13 protein-coding genes are annotated in these 15,989 nt (G+C 61.2%); 3 read left to right on the forward strand and 10 right to left on the reverse strand.

What is annotated here, in order from left to right; all coding sequences use genetic code 11:
- Positions 1–204: 204 nt before the first annotated feature.
- Both V5E97_RS11175 and V5E97_RS11180 read right to left on the reverse strand, forming a co-directional pair.
- Complete coding sequence (locus tag V5E97_RS11175) at positions 205–729, reverse strand: hypothetical protein (RefSeq protein WP_406699401.1); 525 nt, start codon at positions 727–729, stop codon at positions 205–207.
- 512 nt (positions 730–1,241) lie between these two features.
- Positions 1,242–1,571: a hypothetical protein gene (locus V5E97_RS11180; RefSeq protein WP_406699402.1), complete on the reverse strand. Its 330-nt coding sequence runs from the start codon at positions 1,569–1,571 to the stop codon at positions 1,242–1,244.
- A 378-nt stretch (positions 1,572–1,949) separates the two neighbouring features.
- Here V5E97_RS11180 and V5E97_RS11185 point away from each other — a divergent pair, with 378 nt between their 5' ends.
- Positions 1,950–2,177 (forward strand): hypothetical protein, encoded by a 228-nt coding sequence (locus tag V5E97_RS11185; protein ID WP_406699403.1) that lies wholly within the window; start codon positions 1,950–1,952, stop codon positions 2,175–2,177.
- 111 nt (positions 2,178–2,288) lie between these two features.
- Here V5E97_RS11185 and V5E97_RS11190 read toward each other — a convergent pair whose 3' ends face one another.
- The 3 genes from V5E97_RS11190 to V5E97_RS11200 form a co-directional block, all read right to left on the reverse strand.
- Positions 2,289–5,285 carry a YfhO family protein gene (locus V5E97_RS11190; protein WP_406699404.1) on the reverse strand — a complete coding sequence of 999 codons (2,997 nt, stop codon included), beginning with the start codon at positions 5,283–5,285 and terminating at the stop codon, positions 2,289–2,291.
- Positions 5,286–5,483: 198 nt separating this feature from the next.
- Positions 5,484–5,666: a hypothetical protein gene (locus V5E97_RS11195; RefSeq protein WP_406699405.1), complete on the reverse strand. Its 183-nt coding sequence runs from the start codon at positions 5,664–5,666 to the stop codon at positions 5,484–5,486.
- A 422-nt stretch (positions 5,667–6,088) separates the two neighbouring features.
- Positions 6,089–7,144 (reverse strand): DUF1559 domain-containing protein, encoded by a 1,056-nt coding sequence (locus tag V5E97_RS11200; RefSeq protein ID WP_406699406.1) that lies wholly within the window; start codon positions 7,142–7,144, stop codon positions 6,089–6,091.
- A 605-nt stretch (positions 7,145–7,749) separates the two neighbouring features.
- Here V5E97_RS11200 and V5E97_RS11205 point away from each other — a divergent pair.
- Positions 7,750–9,534, forward strand: a complete 1,785-nt coding sequence (locus tag V5E97_RS11205) for an ArnT family glycosyltransferase (RefSeq protein WP_406699407.1) — start codon at positions 7,750–7,752, stop codon at positions 9,532–9,534.
- A 51-nt stretch (positions 9,535–9,585) separates the two neighbouring features.
- Here the strand turns inward: V5E97_RS11205 and V5E97_RS11210 are convergent, their stop codons facing one another.
- The 4 genes from V5E97_RS11210 to V5E97_RS11225 form a co-directional block, all read right to left on the reverse strand.
- Complete coding sequence (locus tag V5E97_RS11210; RefSeq protein ID WP_406699408.1) at positions 9,586–11,901, reverse strand: YfhO family protein; 2,316 nt, start codon at positions 11,899–11,901, stop codon at positions 9,586–9,588.
- A 216-nt stretch (positions 11,902–12,117) separates the two neighbouring features.
- The gene (locus tag V5E97_RS11215; RefSeq protein WP_406699409.1) at positions 12,118–12,513 is read right to left on the reverse strand and encodes an SDR family oxidoreductase; all 396 of its coding nucleotides are present in this window, start codon (positions 12,511–12,513) and stop codon (positions 12,118–12,120) included.
- Positions 12,514–12,571: 58 nt separating this feature from the next.
- The gene (locus V5E97_RS11220) at positions 12,572–13,117 is read right to left on the reverse strand and encodes a cysteine hydrolase family protein (RefSeq protein ID WP_406699410.1); all 546 of its coding nucleotides are present in this window, start codon (positions 13,115–13,117) and stop codon (positions 12,572–12,574) included.
- A gap of 37 nt (positions 13,118–13,154) precedes the next feature.
- Positions 13,155–13,532: a winged helix-turn-helix transcriptional regulator gene (locus tag V5E97_RS11225; RefSeq protein WP_406699411.1), complete on the reverse strand. Its 378-nt coding sequence runs from the start codon at positions 13,530–13,532 to the stop codon at positions 13,155–13,157.
- A gap of 127 nt (positions 13,533–13,659) precedes the next feature.
- Here V5E97_RS11225 and V5E97_RS11230 point away from each other — a divergent pair, with 127 nt between their 5' ends.
- On the forward strand, positions 13,660–14,412 hold the full coding sequence (locus V5E97_RS11230; protein ID WP_406699412.1) for an SDR family NAD(P)-dependent oxidoreductase: 753 nt from the start codon (positions 13,660–13,662) through the stop codon (positions 14,410–14,412).
- Between the two features lie 48 nt (positions 14,413–14,460).
- On the opposite strand, the gene V5E97_RS11235 is transcribed toward V5E97_RS11230, so the two are convergent.
- Positions 14,461–15,129, reverse strand: coding sequence for a zinc ribbon domain-containing protein (locus V5E97_RS11235; protein ID WP_406699413.1), 669 nt, complete (start codon positions 15,127–15,129; stop codon positions 14,461–14,463).
- Positions 15,130–15,989 lie beyond the last annotated feature (860 nt).

The following is a 15,989-nucleotide window of genomic DNA, read 5'->3' on the forward strand; positions in this document are numbered from 1 at the left end:
TCGTTCTCCGATCAACCAAGCGTTCAAGAAGCCTCGCAATTCTCTCCTGGCCAGAGGGTTGCGGGGCTTCTTCGTGCGCAAGGCGGGCAAAAATGATTCGCAATCATGGCCTTACGGATTTTGTAGGGTCCGGACGGCCCACGCTGGATTCGGCCTGGATGAGAGGGGCTGGGAGTCCCGGCGACGAGGAGCGTGATTTCTCTGTCATTTTGGCGAGAGTGATTTGAGGTCACTCAATTTTTGAGGAAGATACGAGGGTTGAATCTCGGGAGTTATAATTCCCCTTGGGATCTCGATTTCGCCATATTTTGCTTTACTCTCTGCAGGAGTGAATGGCTTTAATGTGACTGAAGATACGCTCATTTGTTTGAGTTGCTCTTCGGTTGGTATGAACGATGGCAATGGAGGGTCGGGCTCAACGTCCTTCCATGGAAATAAAGCCGCATTTGCGTACTTTGTCTCAAGCTTGGCATAATATTGGGCATGATCGGACAGCAAGGATCTGAAGCCTAAAGAAGTCTCATTCTTGAGGTGTGACTCAAAATATTTGCGATGAGTTGCATTGATATTAACTTGCGACGTATAGAGAATTCTGACGCGTTCAAGATCTGCAAATTTCTCGGCTATCGTAATATACGAGAATACAGCGATACCCGATGCCGCAACCAGTAACATCAAAGTTGAAATGCCAAATCGGGTAGGCCGTTTCGCCAGTTTGAATCGTCCCATCGCGAGCCATCCTTGTGTTGTTTCGGTATGAGAACACCTGCTTAGGATAAGTGTTCTCGCGGCGTAATCGCAACTCGACAGGCACTAAACCTTGCAGGTTACGTTAAGAATGCTGTTGGGGATATTCGTTAATATTGTCGCCGTTTTGGCAGTATGGGATATTGCGTAGTATTATGCCAGGATGATTTTGTCTAGCTTGTGCGCTCTGCGTCAAGAATCTAGGGATGTCTCCAATAGGCAATAGGGGCAGCGGGTGAGAAGATGTCATCGGGGGCCGGCGCCGCTGGGGGTGTCTGGCTGGCTTGGTAACCGCCATCGTCCCGGTCGGGCCGGCCTCGGTCCACCCGATACTCGTTCGGAGCCGGCGAGCCATGCTTGACTTCCAAGCCTTGCTCCACTCCATCGCGAAGCGCCCAGAAGTGGCGAAAGACGCCATGGAGATGATGGTAGAGCAATCAGTGAGGGGTAGGGATAACACCACGGCAGCACCCTGTGTCCGATGAAGCGCGTGGTTAGGCGTCGTGACTACTGGGCGGTGACAACCGCAGGATGTATTCCGCCACTTTCCGTGCCTCTTCAGCCGATGTCATCAGCCAACCCCCCGCTAGCCCCACCTCGCCGGGTTCGATCGCCTCCCCGAATGAGGATGTGTCCGCTACCGTCATTCCGTTGACCGTCAATCTCCGCGCACGACCGGCCTGGGCATCGGAGACAAACTCCAGTGCCGCCAACGCCAGCCGTAGGTAAGCGTCGGACGTACCGACAAGGAATGCCTCGTCTGGTCCGGTTTCGATGGCGATCAAGAGGCGTGCGGTCGGGTTGTCGATGAGGCTGCGGACCATTCGGCACGCCTCGTCTATTGTGGTATGTTCCAAGCGGGCTCTCCCAACGCCTAACAACTGATTATTCGGACGATCGGCCGAATTTTATCACAGTCTCGTCCTTGAGCCATCGGCCTGGATGGATGAGACGGGCAAAGGGACGCTCTCTCCATTCGCCTTGCTTTGCCTTCAAGAGCCCTGGTAAAGACGGAACATGCGAACTTTGTTGTTGATAAGTAATTGTTTGTTGCTTTATGCGTTTATTGGAATTGGGTCAAAGTGATGTGTCAAGGGACGGGAATTCCGATCAATTTAGCATCCATAGGGAACAAACGCCTGTTGAGGAAGGCGCCGGCGGGGAATAAGATTGGGCGTTCACTCGACTCGGGGAGAGTCGCTATGCTCGCGGACTTGATATTCGAGGTCATCTTCGAATTCATCGCTGAGGTGATCACCATTCCGTTTCGCCTGGCTTGGAGGGAGTTTCCTCCGTCGGTCAGTGGGGCAGAGCAACTTGACACTTCGACGGATCCGCTGTTGTCGACGACTGGCGAGGAGATGAGGCCGTCGGCTAAACCAAGCCAGGGCGAGGCAACTTCCCTCTGGGATCGGGAGCTTGATGGATAATAGCCTGTAGAAATCATGAAATTGAATGCTAGCGTCGTCGGGATGTTCCTGGTTTATTCCTGGAGCATCGTCAATGGCTCGACGTTGGGGGCGCGAGCGGCGTCGCCGCGGTCACGCGCTCGATCGTAAATTGCCCCGATGATTGAGGGATGGTCCTCGAAGTCCCCAGATGATGAGTAGGGTAACGGCGGTGAGTCCCAGGAGGGAAAGGGCGATCCCGAGGCGGAACGAGAGGGGGTCGTAGCGAAAGACGAGTCGGTGGGTGCCGGCGGGGAGGGCCACTCCGCGCATTGCTCGGTTGGTCTTGAGAATTTCGGCGGGGCGACCGTCCACGGTGACGTTCCAGCCGGGATAGTAGAAGTCGGAGACGACGACGAGGCCAGGGCTACGGAGCACGGCGGTTACCTCGACGCGCTGGGGGGAGTCGTGGGTGATCGTCGCGGTCTCATCCGGGGTGGGCAAGTCTCGAGAGAGGAACTTGTCGACCTCCTTGGGATGGTCGGTCTCGACCCATGCGACCGTGTGTGGGTCGCGCACCGGGGTATTCGGGATCTTCCAGAATTCGTCACCCTGGTAGAGCAATTCGTGCATGATTTTGTTGCGATCGGCCAGTCTGAGACCGGTGATTGGGGGAACGAGGTAGGCCCTGTGGACAATCCAGGCACGCGGGAAGGCGGCCTCGTTGCGGAGGATCCGGAAGTCTTCGGTCTCGCCCCATTGCTTGCGACGCTCGGGGCCTTCGGGACCTTGAAACGATCCGGGACCTGGGTAAATATAGGTGGAATTGGGAATGATCGACGCGTAACCGCGTATGGAGTTGTCCCAGATCAGCCGGCCGGGAACGATGAAGTAGCGGGTATTCCAGAGGTCGAACCCCCTGCGCGGATAGTACCACACCGATTGGTCTGGTTTCAGACCGTGAATCCGTGCTGACTCTGGATCGGGATCAAGCCCCCAGGGGAGAAAGAAGAGCCCGAAGTCCATCGGCTCAATCGTGTCGTGATAAAATGTCGATTGAATGCGCAGCGGCATGTTGAAGTTGGGCCGGAGCGTGTTGCGTTCCCATCGCGTGATCGTTTCGAATTGGCGAGGCAGGCCGGTTTGCGCCCAGCGAGCGGGCCACCAGCGGCCGATCCGCTGGATGCGGAACGGGCCCGGCGACGGGTTCACTCGTTCCGCTTCCTGAATCAATGCCAAGGCCTTTGGCGTCCCCTCGAAGGCTGATTGGGGCACGGTGATGATGTGGTATGCATTCGCCAGCCCAAGGTCGAGTGTGAGTATCACGACGGCCAGAACGCCGGCAAGCCAGGGACGCCGCGGGGCGAGTCGAGCGAGGCCGACCGTCGCCGCCGCGACGATGGCCCCATGGCCGATCGCCCCGCGGAAATCAGCCAGAGCGCGGGCGACGTTCAGCGGTTCGTCCGACGTCCGCAGGCTCTCGGCGAGGCGATTGAACCAGCCGTGAACTGGACCGGCGCCGATCCAGGATGCCGCGGCAGCGATCAGGCTTGCCGCGAGTAGTCCCGTCGCGAAGATCATGGCTCGCCGCGATCGGCCCGCCACGACCAGGTCCCAGCCCATGCCCGCGAGCCCGGAGACGGCCAGGGCCCAGAAGACGAGCAATTTGGGCGGATACCGGAACGAAGCGAAGCCGGGCAAGCTCGAGGAGAGGAACCAGTAGACCCCGCTGTCGCCATCACGGAGGTAGCCGTCGGTGCGGACCTGCTGGGAAAATGGAGGCTCCAGCGGCCCGAGCGTGGCGCTCCAACCTGGCAGACAACGTGCCCAGAAGAGCGGACTCGCGTAATACCCGAGTGCCGCCAATAAGCTGACGATCGCCACCAGGCTCAGCCAGGCCCGCCCAGGTGGACCGCCTCGGACTCCGAACGCGACCCCCGCGAGCACGACGGTCAGACCCCCCAGGTAGACCGAAGGCATCCAGACCCGACTGCCCGGCTTCGGCGGGAGAGCATTGAGCCAGGTTCGATAGCCCCCTTCGACCGTCCCGTAGAGGTTGGGCCAGATGGCGTCGAGGAGCTGGAGCGGGTGAGCGCTGTAGGGATAGATGTCGTGGAACCCCTCGGATTCCGCCGCGCGGAAGCTCATCCCGGTGTACTCGAGGATCGGCAAGAGCTGCGCCCCGCTGACCGCCAGCGCCAGGGCCGCCCCGCCGATCAACCCGGCCGCCATCGTCGCGAACCCGCGGCCGTCTCGTCCCCGCCGTGCGCGCCGGGCCAAGACCGCGGCGGCGATTCCCCAGGCCAGGATGACAACGGCTTCCCTTGGCGCCTTCCATGGCGGAGGCGTTCCCGGTGCGGCGACCGCCACGTCGTGGATCACGCGGGCCGACCACCATGAAAGCGCCAGAAACACGAGAAACAACGGGATCAGAACCAGGCCCAGGATGCGGAGCAGGCGTCCGATTGCCGATGGAGTTCGCGTGGCCGCCATGCCCACGGCGTATCCGACCGCGCAGGCCAACGTGACATAGGCGGCTTCCGGGTCGCCCCCGAGCACCTGGAACGCGAGGACCATGGTCAAGCTCGGTATCCCCAGGCGTTGGCCGCACCGGACCCAACGGTCAGCCGCAAAGAACCCGAGCGGTGCCCAGGCTGCGCCCACCAGGAAGATCATGTTGCTCGTCTGGCTCAGCACCGGCACGCCGAAGGCGTAGGCAAGGGCGCCGAGGATCGATCCAACGGGCGAGATTCCCCAACCGCGGAGCAACGTCCCCATCGCCACAAAAGCCAGCGCTATGTGGCCGATCACATAACAACGCACGGCCCAAGGGTGAGGCCATACGAAGAAGACGATCTTGCCGGGGTAGAGCACGGCCGCCGTCGGGTTGCCCAGGAGCGGGGTGCCCGCGCTGGCTTCCTGAGACCAGAGCGGCCAGCGTCCGGCTGCCCACTCCTGTTGGACCCGTTCCAGGAGTGGGTAATAGAAATGGCCTGCATCCTGGAAGGCAAACTGGCGGTCGTGAAAGAGGGCGGGGTGGAAGACGGCGAGCAAGAGCGCCGTGAAGGCAGTGAGGGCCAGTCCCAGGGCCGCTATCCGTCGTCCATATGAGCTGAGAAAAGTTGCATGGGGCGATTTGTTTGCCGTCATCGAGCAAGCCACCGTCGTAGTCGTCGTCGGGCAGGCATCGGATACGAATTCGACGGAGCGGTTCACGGAACGGGCGAGACGGCGAACGTCCTGCTCAATGAATCACGCCGACTGATCCGACAGGGAGGCTGAGGCCCCGACTTCGGGACCTCAATGACTGCTATTTTTTTTATGCGACCAGGCCACGGGGCTGGATGGTCATTTGGGCTTTTTCGCCGAGGGTTCGAATTCTTTGTCGAGTTGAACGTCACCTGGCGCCGACTTGACCCCGCCGTCGGGGCCGAGCTCTGGCGTGCCCCCTCCACAACCGGGGAGAGTGAGCGGCAGGGCGATCGCCAGAACAAGCACGCCCGCAAGACCGAGGTTTCGACGAGTCCGCATGTCTAATGATCCTATTGGTAGATAGTCCGACTCGTGGCCATGGCAGCCAGGATAATTTTTTTTCAACGATCCGCCACAGAGCGAAAGCACCGATGATTCTTGCTGTTTTCGCCACGGATTGGTTCGCAGTAGCACGGCCGGCCCGGCCTCAATTCCCTGGGGGGCGGCGCGAGTCTGAGGAATGGCCGGCTGGGCCGAGAGGGATACGGCCCGGCCGTGCTACGGATTCGACCGGGCCGGAAATCCAGCGAGATTCTCGCCCAGTCGCGGATCGTTGAAAAACAAGGGGCTTGGCGTTGACCCGGGCTAGCATAGAAGGTTACGCCGGTACTTCGCCCATGCCGGTTTTCACGTTGGGAATCAAGACGAGTGAAGGCGGCTCTCAGAGCGGGCCGGGGCCCTTGACTTAGCAGCAAGTCCATTCAAAAGGAGTCGGCGGAGATGACTTCTCCTCCTGCCTTCGTACCGAGTCCCCACCAGACCTTCTCGGCGATGCTGTCTTTGATGAACCGGACGCTGCCGTCGGCCAGCAGAGAATTGACACCCCCGGAGTGTCGGCTTCGCATCGCATGATTGCCATTGTCACTCGTGTTCTGGCAGTCGACGTTTTTCGAGTTCGGAGGCATCAGCATCGGGACGACCGGACCCACCCCAATGCGGTGCGAGGCCCAGTATTGCCGCGCGGAGCTTTGCTCGCCACCGCTTTTCGTATTGCAAGTTTGGATATAGGTTCGCAGAAATCCAATCGCACTTGGGTTTGGCATGACCATGTCTGCACCGGATCCGCTGGCGCTACTGCCTGGCCAGGCTACACAATTGTAGAATTCGGCACCGCTGGTAGTGGCCGTCGTGTTGTCGCCAATCAGCGCCTCGCCGAAGGCCACCGTGTTGCTCGTGCCATCGGTGCAGTCGGCCATGCCAAAAGAAACACGACTGGCCCACATCCCGACTCCGACCCCCGCGCTACTGATCGCCCTCGGGAGCAGGTTGAACTGTGGTCCCACGCTCGCAACATAATTACTCCCGGCTGGGAAAGTCTTGCTCCCCGTTTCGGATGGGCAGAGATATGACTTGACCTGCGAGTTTCTCACGGTCGTGTTCGTGACTTCAGGCCCGCAGCAGGTCACGTTGGCCCAACTGAAGTTGAAGGCATTCGAGAGTGCCGTTTGTTCCATGCTGCCGAGCAGATAAACCAGCACGCTCGGCCCGTGGCCGATGCTCTGGGAGTTGCCGTTAAATCCGGTACTGGGGATCCCGCCCAGCATTGGGAACGCGTCGTTGGTCGAATGATAGTTGTGCATCGCCAGGCCGATCTGCTTCAGGTTATTGATGCACTGCGACCGGCGAGCCGCCTCCCGAGCTGCCTGTACCGCCGGCAATAGCAACGCGATCAGGACCGCGATGATCGCGATTACCACCAGCAGTTCGATCAGCGTGAATCCGCGGAATCGATGCGCACGAAACCATAAGGACAACATGGGGCATGCCTCCCGCTTATGAACCTTGAGGTCGATGAGACGTTCTGTCCGCACAGGTGGATTAGGAAGTGAGGAGTCGCTAAAACTAATGGGTATGCATAGCCCGGGTCAAGGAAATTTTCGGATCAATATGTTCGAAAAACGCATGGAAATGATGAGGTGCTTGGTAATATCGTTCCATGACGTTCCGCTGCACCGATATGTCCGAATCCTTTCGTTTTCGGGGCGGCGCTCGTGTGTCGATCACTTTCCTGTGTTGGAACCTCTGCAGGCAGCGTGTGTTACGGCCTGACTTGATGGTCGAATCGAGAGCCGTTGTCGGTCGGCACGGCCTAGAGTTCTTGTCGCTTGCGGCTCACTCAGGTGAGGGGTCAGGATATTTAGGAATACGCGAAGATCTTGTCCATTCGGGGTTGTGTCGAGGTTATCTCGACCCGCGATGGCAGATCCTCGGGGTTCTGAGGTGGGCGAAATCGTCGTCAGGCTTCCCGGGGTGGTAGACAAGGGAATAAGACGTTCTCAAGATCTGAAGGCGTGGTGTTGTGAACCCCGCCTGGGGTTAAGAGAGATGCGTAGATTGGTTGGAGGCCAGGGGTTTGGGAAACATGACCGAGGATAGGAAGGGCTTGCTGGCGCGTTGGGGCGACACGCTCGTGGCCGTTCTCATTGCCTTGGGCACCCTGACACTGCTCTTGGCGACTTTGAACGACTATGGGATGGCCTGGGACGAGGGTTTTACCGTCGAGCGTGAGGAGCGGCTCCGGGAATGGTTTGGTCGTGTGGCGGGTGACTCTTCGCCAGCGAATCGGGCGTGGTCGCCCCGCCTTTCGAAACTGGAGACCCGGGCGGCCTACCAACGGAATGCGGGGCCGGCGGCTTGGTCGCCCTGGAGCCGGGCCTCGCTTCATTATTACTGGCAGTTTGCGCGTGAGGAGCCCAATGGTCACCCGCCGTTTTATGCATTACTGGGGTTGGCCGGCTGGGCGGTCAGCCATCAATTTCTGCCGCCGCCGGGCTCCTATCGGTTCGGTCCGGCGGTTCTGTTCGCCCTGACCCTTGGCGCTGTCTATGGTCTGATGGCCCGGCATTACGGCCGGCCAGCCGGGTTGTTGGCCTCGCTGGGACTGCTGGCAATGCCTCGGATGTTCGCCCACGCCCACCTGGCCTCGTACGATGCGCCGACGCTCTGCCTTTGGTTTCTCGCCGTCGCCGCCTTTTTGCAAGCGGTGGAAACGCCGGTGAGCGGGGGCCGGCTCTGGGGCTGGACGATCGCCTTCGGATTGGCCTGGGGATGCGCGGCGACAACCAAGTTCACCGGCTGGTTCATCCCGTTCCCACTGGCCGCCTGGGTCGGCTTTTACCGCGACCGCCAGGGCGCTCGAACCCTGATCCTGGGAGGACTCGTCGCGGCCCTGGTCGTTTACGCGTTGACCCCCCCCTGGTGGGCCGACCCGGTCGGGGGCCTGAGGATCTTTCTCCGGTCGAACCTCACGAGGCAGCAACTGTTGCCGATCCCGACCCTCTTTTTCAGCCGGCTCTATCTATTCTCGCTTCCCTGGTATAACACGCTCGTTTTGACGGCAATCGTGGTCCCACCGGCGATTCTGGGCCTGGCCCTGGTGGGAGTGGGACGAGTCGTCGTGGGGCGATTTCGCGATCGGGTGGGGACTTTACTATTGGGCTGCTGGCTCTTCTTCATGGTGCTCCGCGCGTTGCCCAACGCGCCTGGCCACGATGGCGAACGGCAGTTCCTTGCGGCCTTCGTGTTCCTTGCCTGTCTGTCGGGTATAGGACTCGCAACGATCAGAGGAAGGCTGGAGCGATCCGTTGGCGGCCCGCGGTTGGCCCGCCCCTTGGCGGCAGTGGTCCTGGCCGTCGTCGTTGGCACCGGCGCTTGGAGCACCTGGCGTTATCATCCGTTGCAGCTCTCGTACTATAATTCGTTGATTGGAGGACTCTCGGGAGCCACTCGGGCCGGCTTGGAGCCAACCTACTACTGGGAGGCTGTGACCCCCGAGGTTCGTGACTGGTTGAACGCGAATACCGAGGCGGGCCGGACGCTGGCGTTCGTCTTCCCGGCCGTGACGTTCGAGTACCTCCATCATTGGGGCCTGTTGAAACCGTACCCATTGACCTACCGCGGTCGGGAAGCACGCTGGTTCGTCCTCATGAACCGTCCCGGTCACTTGCAATACCCGGCGAAGACTCTGGGGCAATTCCTGCTCGACCATGCTAGGCCGGTTTACGTCAAGACCCTGAACGTGGCCCCTGATGTTCCCTTGATCGCGATCTATGAAGGAAAAGAAGCGATTGCGGTCGAAATGAGCCGACGAGCCGAGGGGGCTTCTTCAGAAAAGTCGAAGCCCGGTCAACCACCGGCCCCCCCGTAAATTCCCGGCCGGCCAGGGGAACGAGCGAACGCTGCCACGGCCCACGCGGGGTTATGACTCGGGTTGAGGGTGGTCCGGTAGTGGGGGCGATCCGGCGGCGAGTTCCGTGGGGGCGGGGGCGTCCTCACGGTCTTTCCGAACTCCAAAGAGATGAGGTTTGCCCCCTGGTGGGGTCGGACGCGCTCGGGGCCAGAGCGGAGCGAACGGGACGACCGTCATCAGCACGAGCCCGAGTACGGAGAGCCAGAGGCCAGCGCGCTGGCTCGAAGGGAGGAACCGGAACTGGACGTGGTGTCTCCCTTGAGGCACGACGCATCCCATGAAGTCGCCATAGACCCGGAGAATTGGCTGCGTCTTGCCGTCGATCTTCACGCGCCAACCGCGGTGGTTGCTTTCGGAGAGGACCAGGAGTTGCTTTGATTCGGTGGTGGTCATGACGTCGATCTTGCCGGGCCGGTCGCCGACGAGGTCCGCGGAACCAGGCGTGCCGGGGGGCAGGGGGAGGTCGCGACCGACGAGCGCTTTCATCGCGACGTCGATGGTTTCGATGTCGCGGTTCGGATCGTCGGTCGTTTGGGTCTGGGTCACGAGGCGGGCACGCGGCAAGGGGCCGAAGAGGGGGATCCAGGGCTGGCCCCGTTCGTCGTCCGACGGCATGACCCAGCCGACTCCGGCGACTCGCAAGCTCGCGTGCTTGTTGTAGTCGAGACGCTGCCGGGGGATCATGGCGGCGTATCCCGAAATCGTTCGCAAACCCTTCATCATGTATGCATTATGCCAGGTGTCGCGGAGCTGGTTGAATTTGAGCCGAACCGACGTGTCGCCGGGCGGGACCGGCCGAGCGGCGAGGTACTCGGCAATGGTTTGCGGCGGGATCAGGTTTCTCAAATGGAACGCGTAGACGGTCTGGTCGGCCCCGATGAACACGAAGAGAGCGAGCAAGGCCATCCGCGAGCCCCGGGCCGCGCAGGCCACGAGCGCGGTGCCCGCGGCAACCAAGGCGGGGCCGCTGAGCAGTAGCGGCGTCGCCGCGACGAACTCGCCGCGCATGTAGGACGGCCAGAGTCCTTCCGGCAACCGCGTGGCCAGGCAGGCCAGCACGCTCAGGACCGGCGGCAAGGCCAGGGGCCAGAGTCTGCGCCACGACGGACGTTCCCCACGTTCCGAGACTCCGCAGAGGCCGCTGAAGGCGACTGCGGCCAGCATCGCCACGCCGAGATGGAAGAGCAGCAGGTAGCGGGCCGGGATCCGGAACCCACCGACCACCGGGATCTTCGTCGTGATCCGGAACAAGGGCGTGTAGTCACCGAGTCCCAGCACGAAGCCCAGGACCGTCATGATCCCCGCGAAGAGGATCAGGGGGCGGAGCCGGCCGTACCCCTTGCGATTGCCGGCGAGCCAGATGAGCAATGCCGGGATCGCCGCGCCGTAGTAGATCGAGAACTCGTGGACCCGCCAGTCGAACATGGAAGGGGCCGGCGGCAGGATGCCGCCATCGATCGCCATCGGCGGCGTGATGACCCGCGAGACCGACAGGTAAGGGGCGACCCACTGGATCAGATTCCAGGGGGAGAGTGAACCCATCGCCACGAACGCCGCGGAGGGCGCCACTCGCTTCGACGCCCGGAACGAGTCCCAGAGCGGGGCAATCTGAACGGCCCCCCCGAGAATTCCGAGGGCCTTCGAAACGGCCAGGCCGGGCAACCGCCGCGCTGAGCCGGGGACCTGCCAGGCGAGGACGAGGGCATAGGCTGCTTCGCTAACCCCGGAGATCCAGGCGAATTGGACGTGTCCGAGCACGAGCTGTGAGGCAGTCAAGAGCGACAGAAAGACCCGTGCCAGGGCCACCTGGCGTGGGTCTTGCGCCCGCATGGTCACGTCGATCGCAAGGAGCAACCAGGGGAGGTGGGCGAGCATCGCCAGGACGTTCATGTGCATGAAATGCAGCATGTTATAGCCGCCCAGCGCGAAGACAAGGGCGCCGAACAAGGCGGCGTCACGGCGGATTCCCCACCGCATCGTCAGCGCGAGAAAGCCGACCAGAAGCGCCGGATAGCTCACGAGTAACTCGAGATTCAGGGCGGGGCCGAGGGATAGCGTGCTGTAGAGCAACCGGATCCAGGGATGGGCGGTCCCCCCGCCTTCTCCGGTCAGGAAGAAGCCGCCGAATAGGTTCGGACACCAGGAGGGATCTTCCCCCTTGGCCAGGCAGTCGGCGAAGAACCATCGCATCGGCAGAAAGCCATACGCGAGGTCGCAGTAGACGTAGACCTGGCCACGGAGCAACGGCAGGGCAATCAGGGTCAACATGACGCCCGCCACGACCCAACCAATGCGGAGTCGGGCTGTTTCGCCTGGAGGAGTCATGAGCCGTCCTTGTTCATTTTTTTGGCAACTGCCACGCGGCCCGAACCCTCCTGGATCGGGTCGAAAAAGCGGCGGCATCCTACGCTAATGTCTTGATGCCGAGAAGGCCAATCCCAGAGCGGATCGCAGCCGTCGCGGGCGTTGGCTCTCTGCCCGCGACGAGGGGCGATCGGGTCAATTTGGGAGGGCGAGAGGCCAGGGCTCACTCGAGGTGAATCATGAGGTCGAAGTGGAGGCCTCGGAGCGGAACGCACTGGCATAGTCTCGGGCAAACTGCAAGACGCTGCGCTGCGAGAGCTTGACGAGATGTTCGACGCCAGCCGCGGCGGCCTGCTCCGCGAAGCGAACCTGCTGCGTCTCGGCCTCGGCGGAGGAGGGGGTTACCAGGTAGACGCGGCTGATTCCGCGCAAGGCCGCCTGTATCGAGCGTGCATCGTCGAAGTCGGCGACCACGACCGAGGCCGATGTGGGGCCAAGGCGGGCAAGATCGCTCTCGCGCCGAACCATGGCACGCACGGCCACCTCTCGATCCTCGAGCCGTCGCAACAGCGCCAAGCCCGTATTTCCCGTGGCACCCGTGACGAGCACAACTTGGTCGGAAGAGTCGGACATGGGTGAGCCTTGGTCGAGAGGAGGAGGAGTTGCGGGGCCGTTGGATGAGTCCCGAGGCTCAGAGCCGCGCGAGCCAGTGATCGGTATCCACGACCTCACTGATCATCATTTGCTGAGCGCACAAGATCGAGCGGTGAAGTTCTTCGGCCGTGACTTCGCCGGCGGAGTTGCTCAAAGGGAGCGTGCCGGTCGCGTCGCTGAGGAACTCGACGCCAAATCCGAGGTGCGCGGCTTGTCTCGCCGTGGTATCGCAGCACATGTGGGTCATGTACCCGGCCACCGTCACCGTGTCGATGTTGTGCTCACGGAGCCAGGCCTCGAGGTCCGTTCCGGTGAAGCTGCCCGGAAGTCCCTTCTCGATCCAGTGACTGCGCGATCGAGCCGCCACGTCTGGGTGTAGCTCCCAACCGGGTGTCCCTTTCTTGAAATAAGGGAGCTCCGGCTGTTTGAACGTATGCTGGATGACCACGACCGGCACCTTAGCCTCCGTCGACGCGTCCATCACGCGCAGGAGATTTTCGAGGTGGGCATGGGGATGCGTGATCGGAAGCTGGCCCGTGAAATATTCGTTCTGGGCATCAATCACAAGAAGTGCACGCTTCATGAATCCTCCAAACCCTGAGATGGTGATGGTCAAACTTTCACGATGCGGACTTGCCACGTCCTGGACCGACGGTCTCGAGTTGCGCCTGCTTCTTGGCCTCGATCTCGTTCATGTTCGCCGTGCCCCACGCGCAGAGCGGTTTCAAGACGTTTGTCAGAGAGAGGCCCAACTCCGTCAGTGAGTATTCGACTCGAGGAGGCACTTCCTGGAAATCCTTGCGGGCGACGATTCCGTCCGCGTCCATCTCCCGCAGGTTTTGAATCAGCATTTTTTCGCTGATATCCGTCACAAGGCGGCGCAATTCGCCGAAACGGCGGGCGCCTGGGACCAGGTGCCAGAGGATGATCGGCTTCCACTTTCCCCCGATGACATCCACGACGGCTTCGAGCCCGCAACCATAACTCCGCCTGCTCATTCGCTTGCCTCCCCGGCGCTGGGTACTTACCAAAAGGTATGTACTTGCCGAGTCGAAAGCAAGGTCTATCATTCTCCCCGTCAGGCGAACCCAGGGCTCGATTGTGCAGGAGTAAGGAGGCGATCCGATGGCGAAGCTCGAGGGCAAGGTTGCGGTGATTACCGGGGGGAGCAGTGGTCTCGGCCTCGCGACGGCCCAGCGATTCGTGGCCGAGGGAGCGTACGTTTTCATCACTGGCAGGCGCCAGGCAGAGCTTGATGCCGCGGTCAAGCAAGTGGGCAAGAATGTCACGGGCGTGCAGGGAGACGTCGCGAATCTGGCCGATCTCGATCGCTTGTATGCCACGGTGAAGGCGGAGAAGGGCCGTATCGACATCCTCTTCGCGAACGCGGGCCTGGGTGAATTTGCTCCCCTCGGGAAAATCACGGAGTCCCACTTCGATAAGACTTTCAATGTCAATGTGAAGGGGGTTTTGTTCACGGTCCAGAATGCGCTTCCGTTGCTTCAGGATGGAGGCTCCATCATCCTGAATGCGTCGATGGTTTCGATCAAGGGCGTGGAGGCGTTCAGCGTCTACAGCGCGAGCAAGGCCGCGATTCGATCGTTCGCACGTTCCTGGACGGTGGATCTGAAGAGCCGAAAGATCCGCGTCAATGCCATCAGTCCTGGCACCATTCCAACCCCCGGCTACAGCAACGCCCTGGGCATGAGTCAGGAACAGATCGATCAGTACGCGGAGTCAACCGCCGCCGTGGTGCCCTTGGGCCGGGTGGGAACTCCCGATGAGATCGCCAAGGTCGTTACCTTCCTCGCCTCGGACGACAGCAGTTATGTCACGGGTATCGAACTCTTTGTCGACGGAGGCCTGGCACAGATTTGAGTGAGGCGGCACTCCCTTATCCGTCTGAAAAAGAATGGGGACAGGCGCCTAGGGCCGGAAGGCGCGGATATCGGTGAACAGGCGGTCGAGCAGGCGGGTGCTCTTTCCCCAGTCGAAATATTGGCCGCCGATCTTGGTCAAGGCGTCCACGCGGGAGCGGTCGCCGAGGTCGGCGAGGGTGACGACCAGAGTCCCTTCATAGACTAGCAAATCCGGGGGGATAGTGGCCTCGATCACGCAGCCGTCGCTCGCCTGCTCGACATCCTTCATGGTGATTCCGTGCGCGGTCAGCGAGCAGAGGGCTGCGACCGTCGCGTGGCCGATCGGAGCGAGGATGACCTCGGAACGGGCCTTGCCCGTCTTGACGCCGAGTCGAGTGAATAGCGGTGCGGCGATCGAAGCCACGTCGCCGACGGCGATCCCGTAGTTGAACTTGGCCAGGTACTTGTCGTGGAACTTGATGAGCTGCTCGCCCGAGATCCGAGTCCCGGACCGCTTGGCGGCGTCCTTGAGAAGTGCTCGGACTTCCGGGTGGGTGATCAGGAGATCATGGCGGACCTCGCGCGACCAGTCGGCGGCGGGTTCAGGCTCAGGTCGAGGTTCGGGTTCAGGGACGTGGTCCATGGCCGCCGTCGTTGTTCCCGGCGGGGACAGCTTGGTCCCGCATTGCACGCAGAACTTGCCGCCGCCTTTCGTCCCGCATTCCGGACAAAACATCGTCCCCGTCCCTCCATGGCTCGCGAGGCCTCGGCATCCTCTCCGGCCCACGTCGGCCGGGGAGAGTGGGCGCGTTCCGGGATCATAGCCTGTTGCTTCCATCTCGGCGATGGGAGCTCACGTCGGGGCTGATCCCCGGTGTTGGTGACGTGGCTCGTCACCGCGATGAAATGGTGTCGCAAGTTGTTTTTGGAAATTGGGTTGCGATCAGGTCAGACCCATTGGCATTGTGGCTGTCCCCATGCGGCACGGCCAAGATGTGCAGAGGAATGGCAGAAAACAAAGGCGGCAACCAGGACGGTTCGTCGTGCGAACTCGGCAGCAAGTGGGGCGATTGCCGTGTCGTGAGCTCGGCCCTCTCGGAGTCGATTCGTCTGTTGCTTAAGTAAGCGTTAATCTTGCGTTTCTGGTCGCAGGCCGCTTCCCATCGGCGAACCCCGCGTCGACTTGAGCACGTGTGGGAGTCGTTGTGCCGAGGAAGCATGGAGATTTGGAACGCCCGTTTCGAGTTTCGAGATGGGCCTGGATGGATTTTGTCGATTGGGTAGCCGGGCCCTCGCGCCGGTATTCAGAGCCGCTCGGCCGGTTCGCGACATTGGTGAGGGCGATAAGTAAGTGGACCAACGTTAATTCATTGCATTGTTGGTTGACATCGAGGAAATAGGCCTTATATCTAACCTAGATTACTCAGAATTCGCGGTAGTCAAATTGGGCAGGCAGCGAACCACGACGCCGTGTGCAACCGAAGTTGATCATTCCTGATTCCGATGGCCTGTCGTGCGCGTCACCGTGGCATGACGGCCAATCGGTGAGCGATTGCGATCGGACTCAGAACCCTGACGCCACTGAGAGAAGAGGTA

Origin of the sequence: Singulisphaera photorubra (assembly GCF_045290345.1) — a bacterium.
GTDB lineage: Bacteria > Planctomycetota > Planctomycetia > Isosphaerales > Isosphaeraceae > Singulisphaera.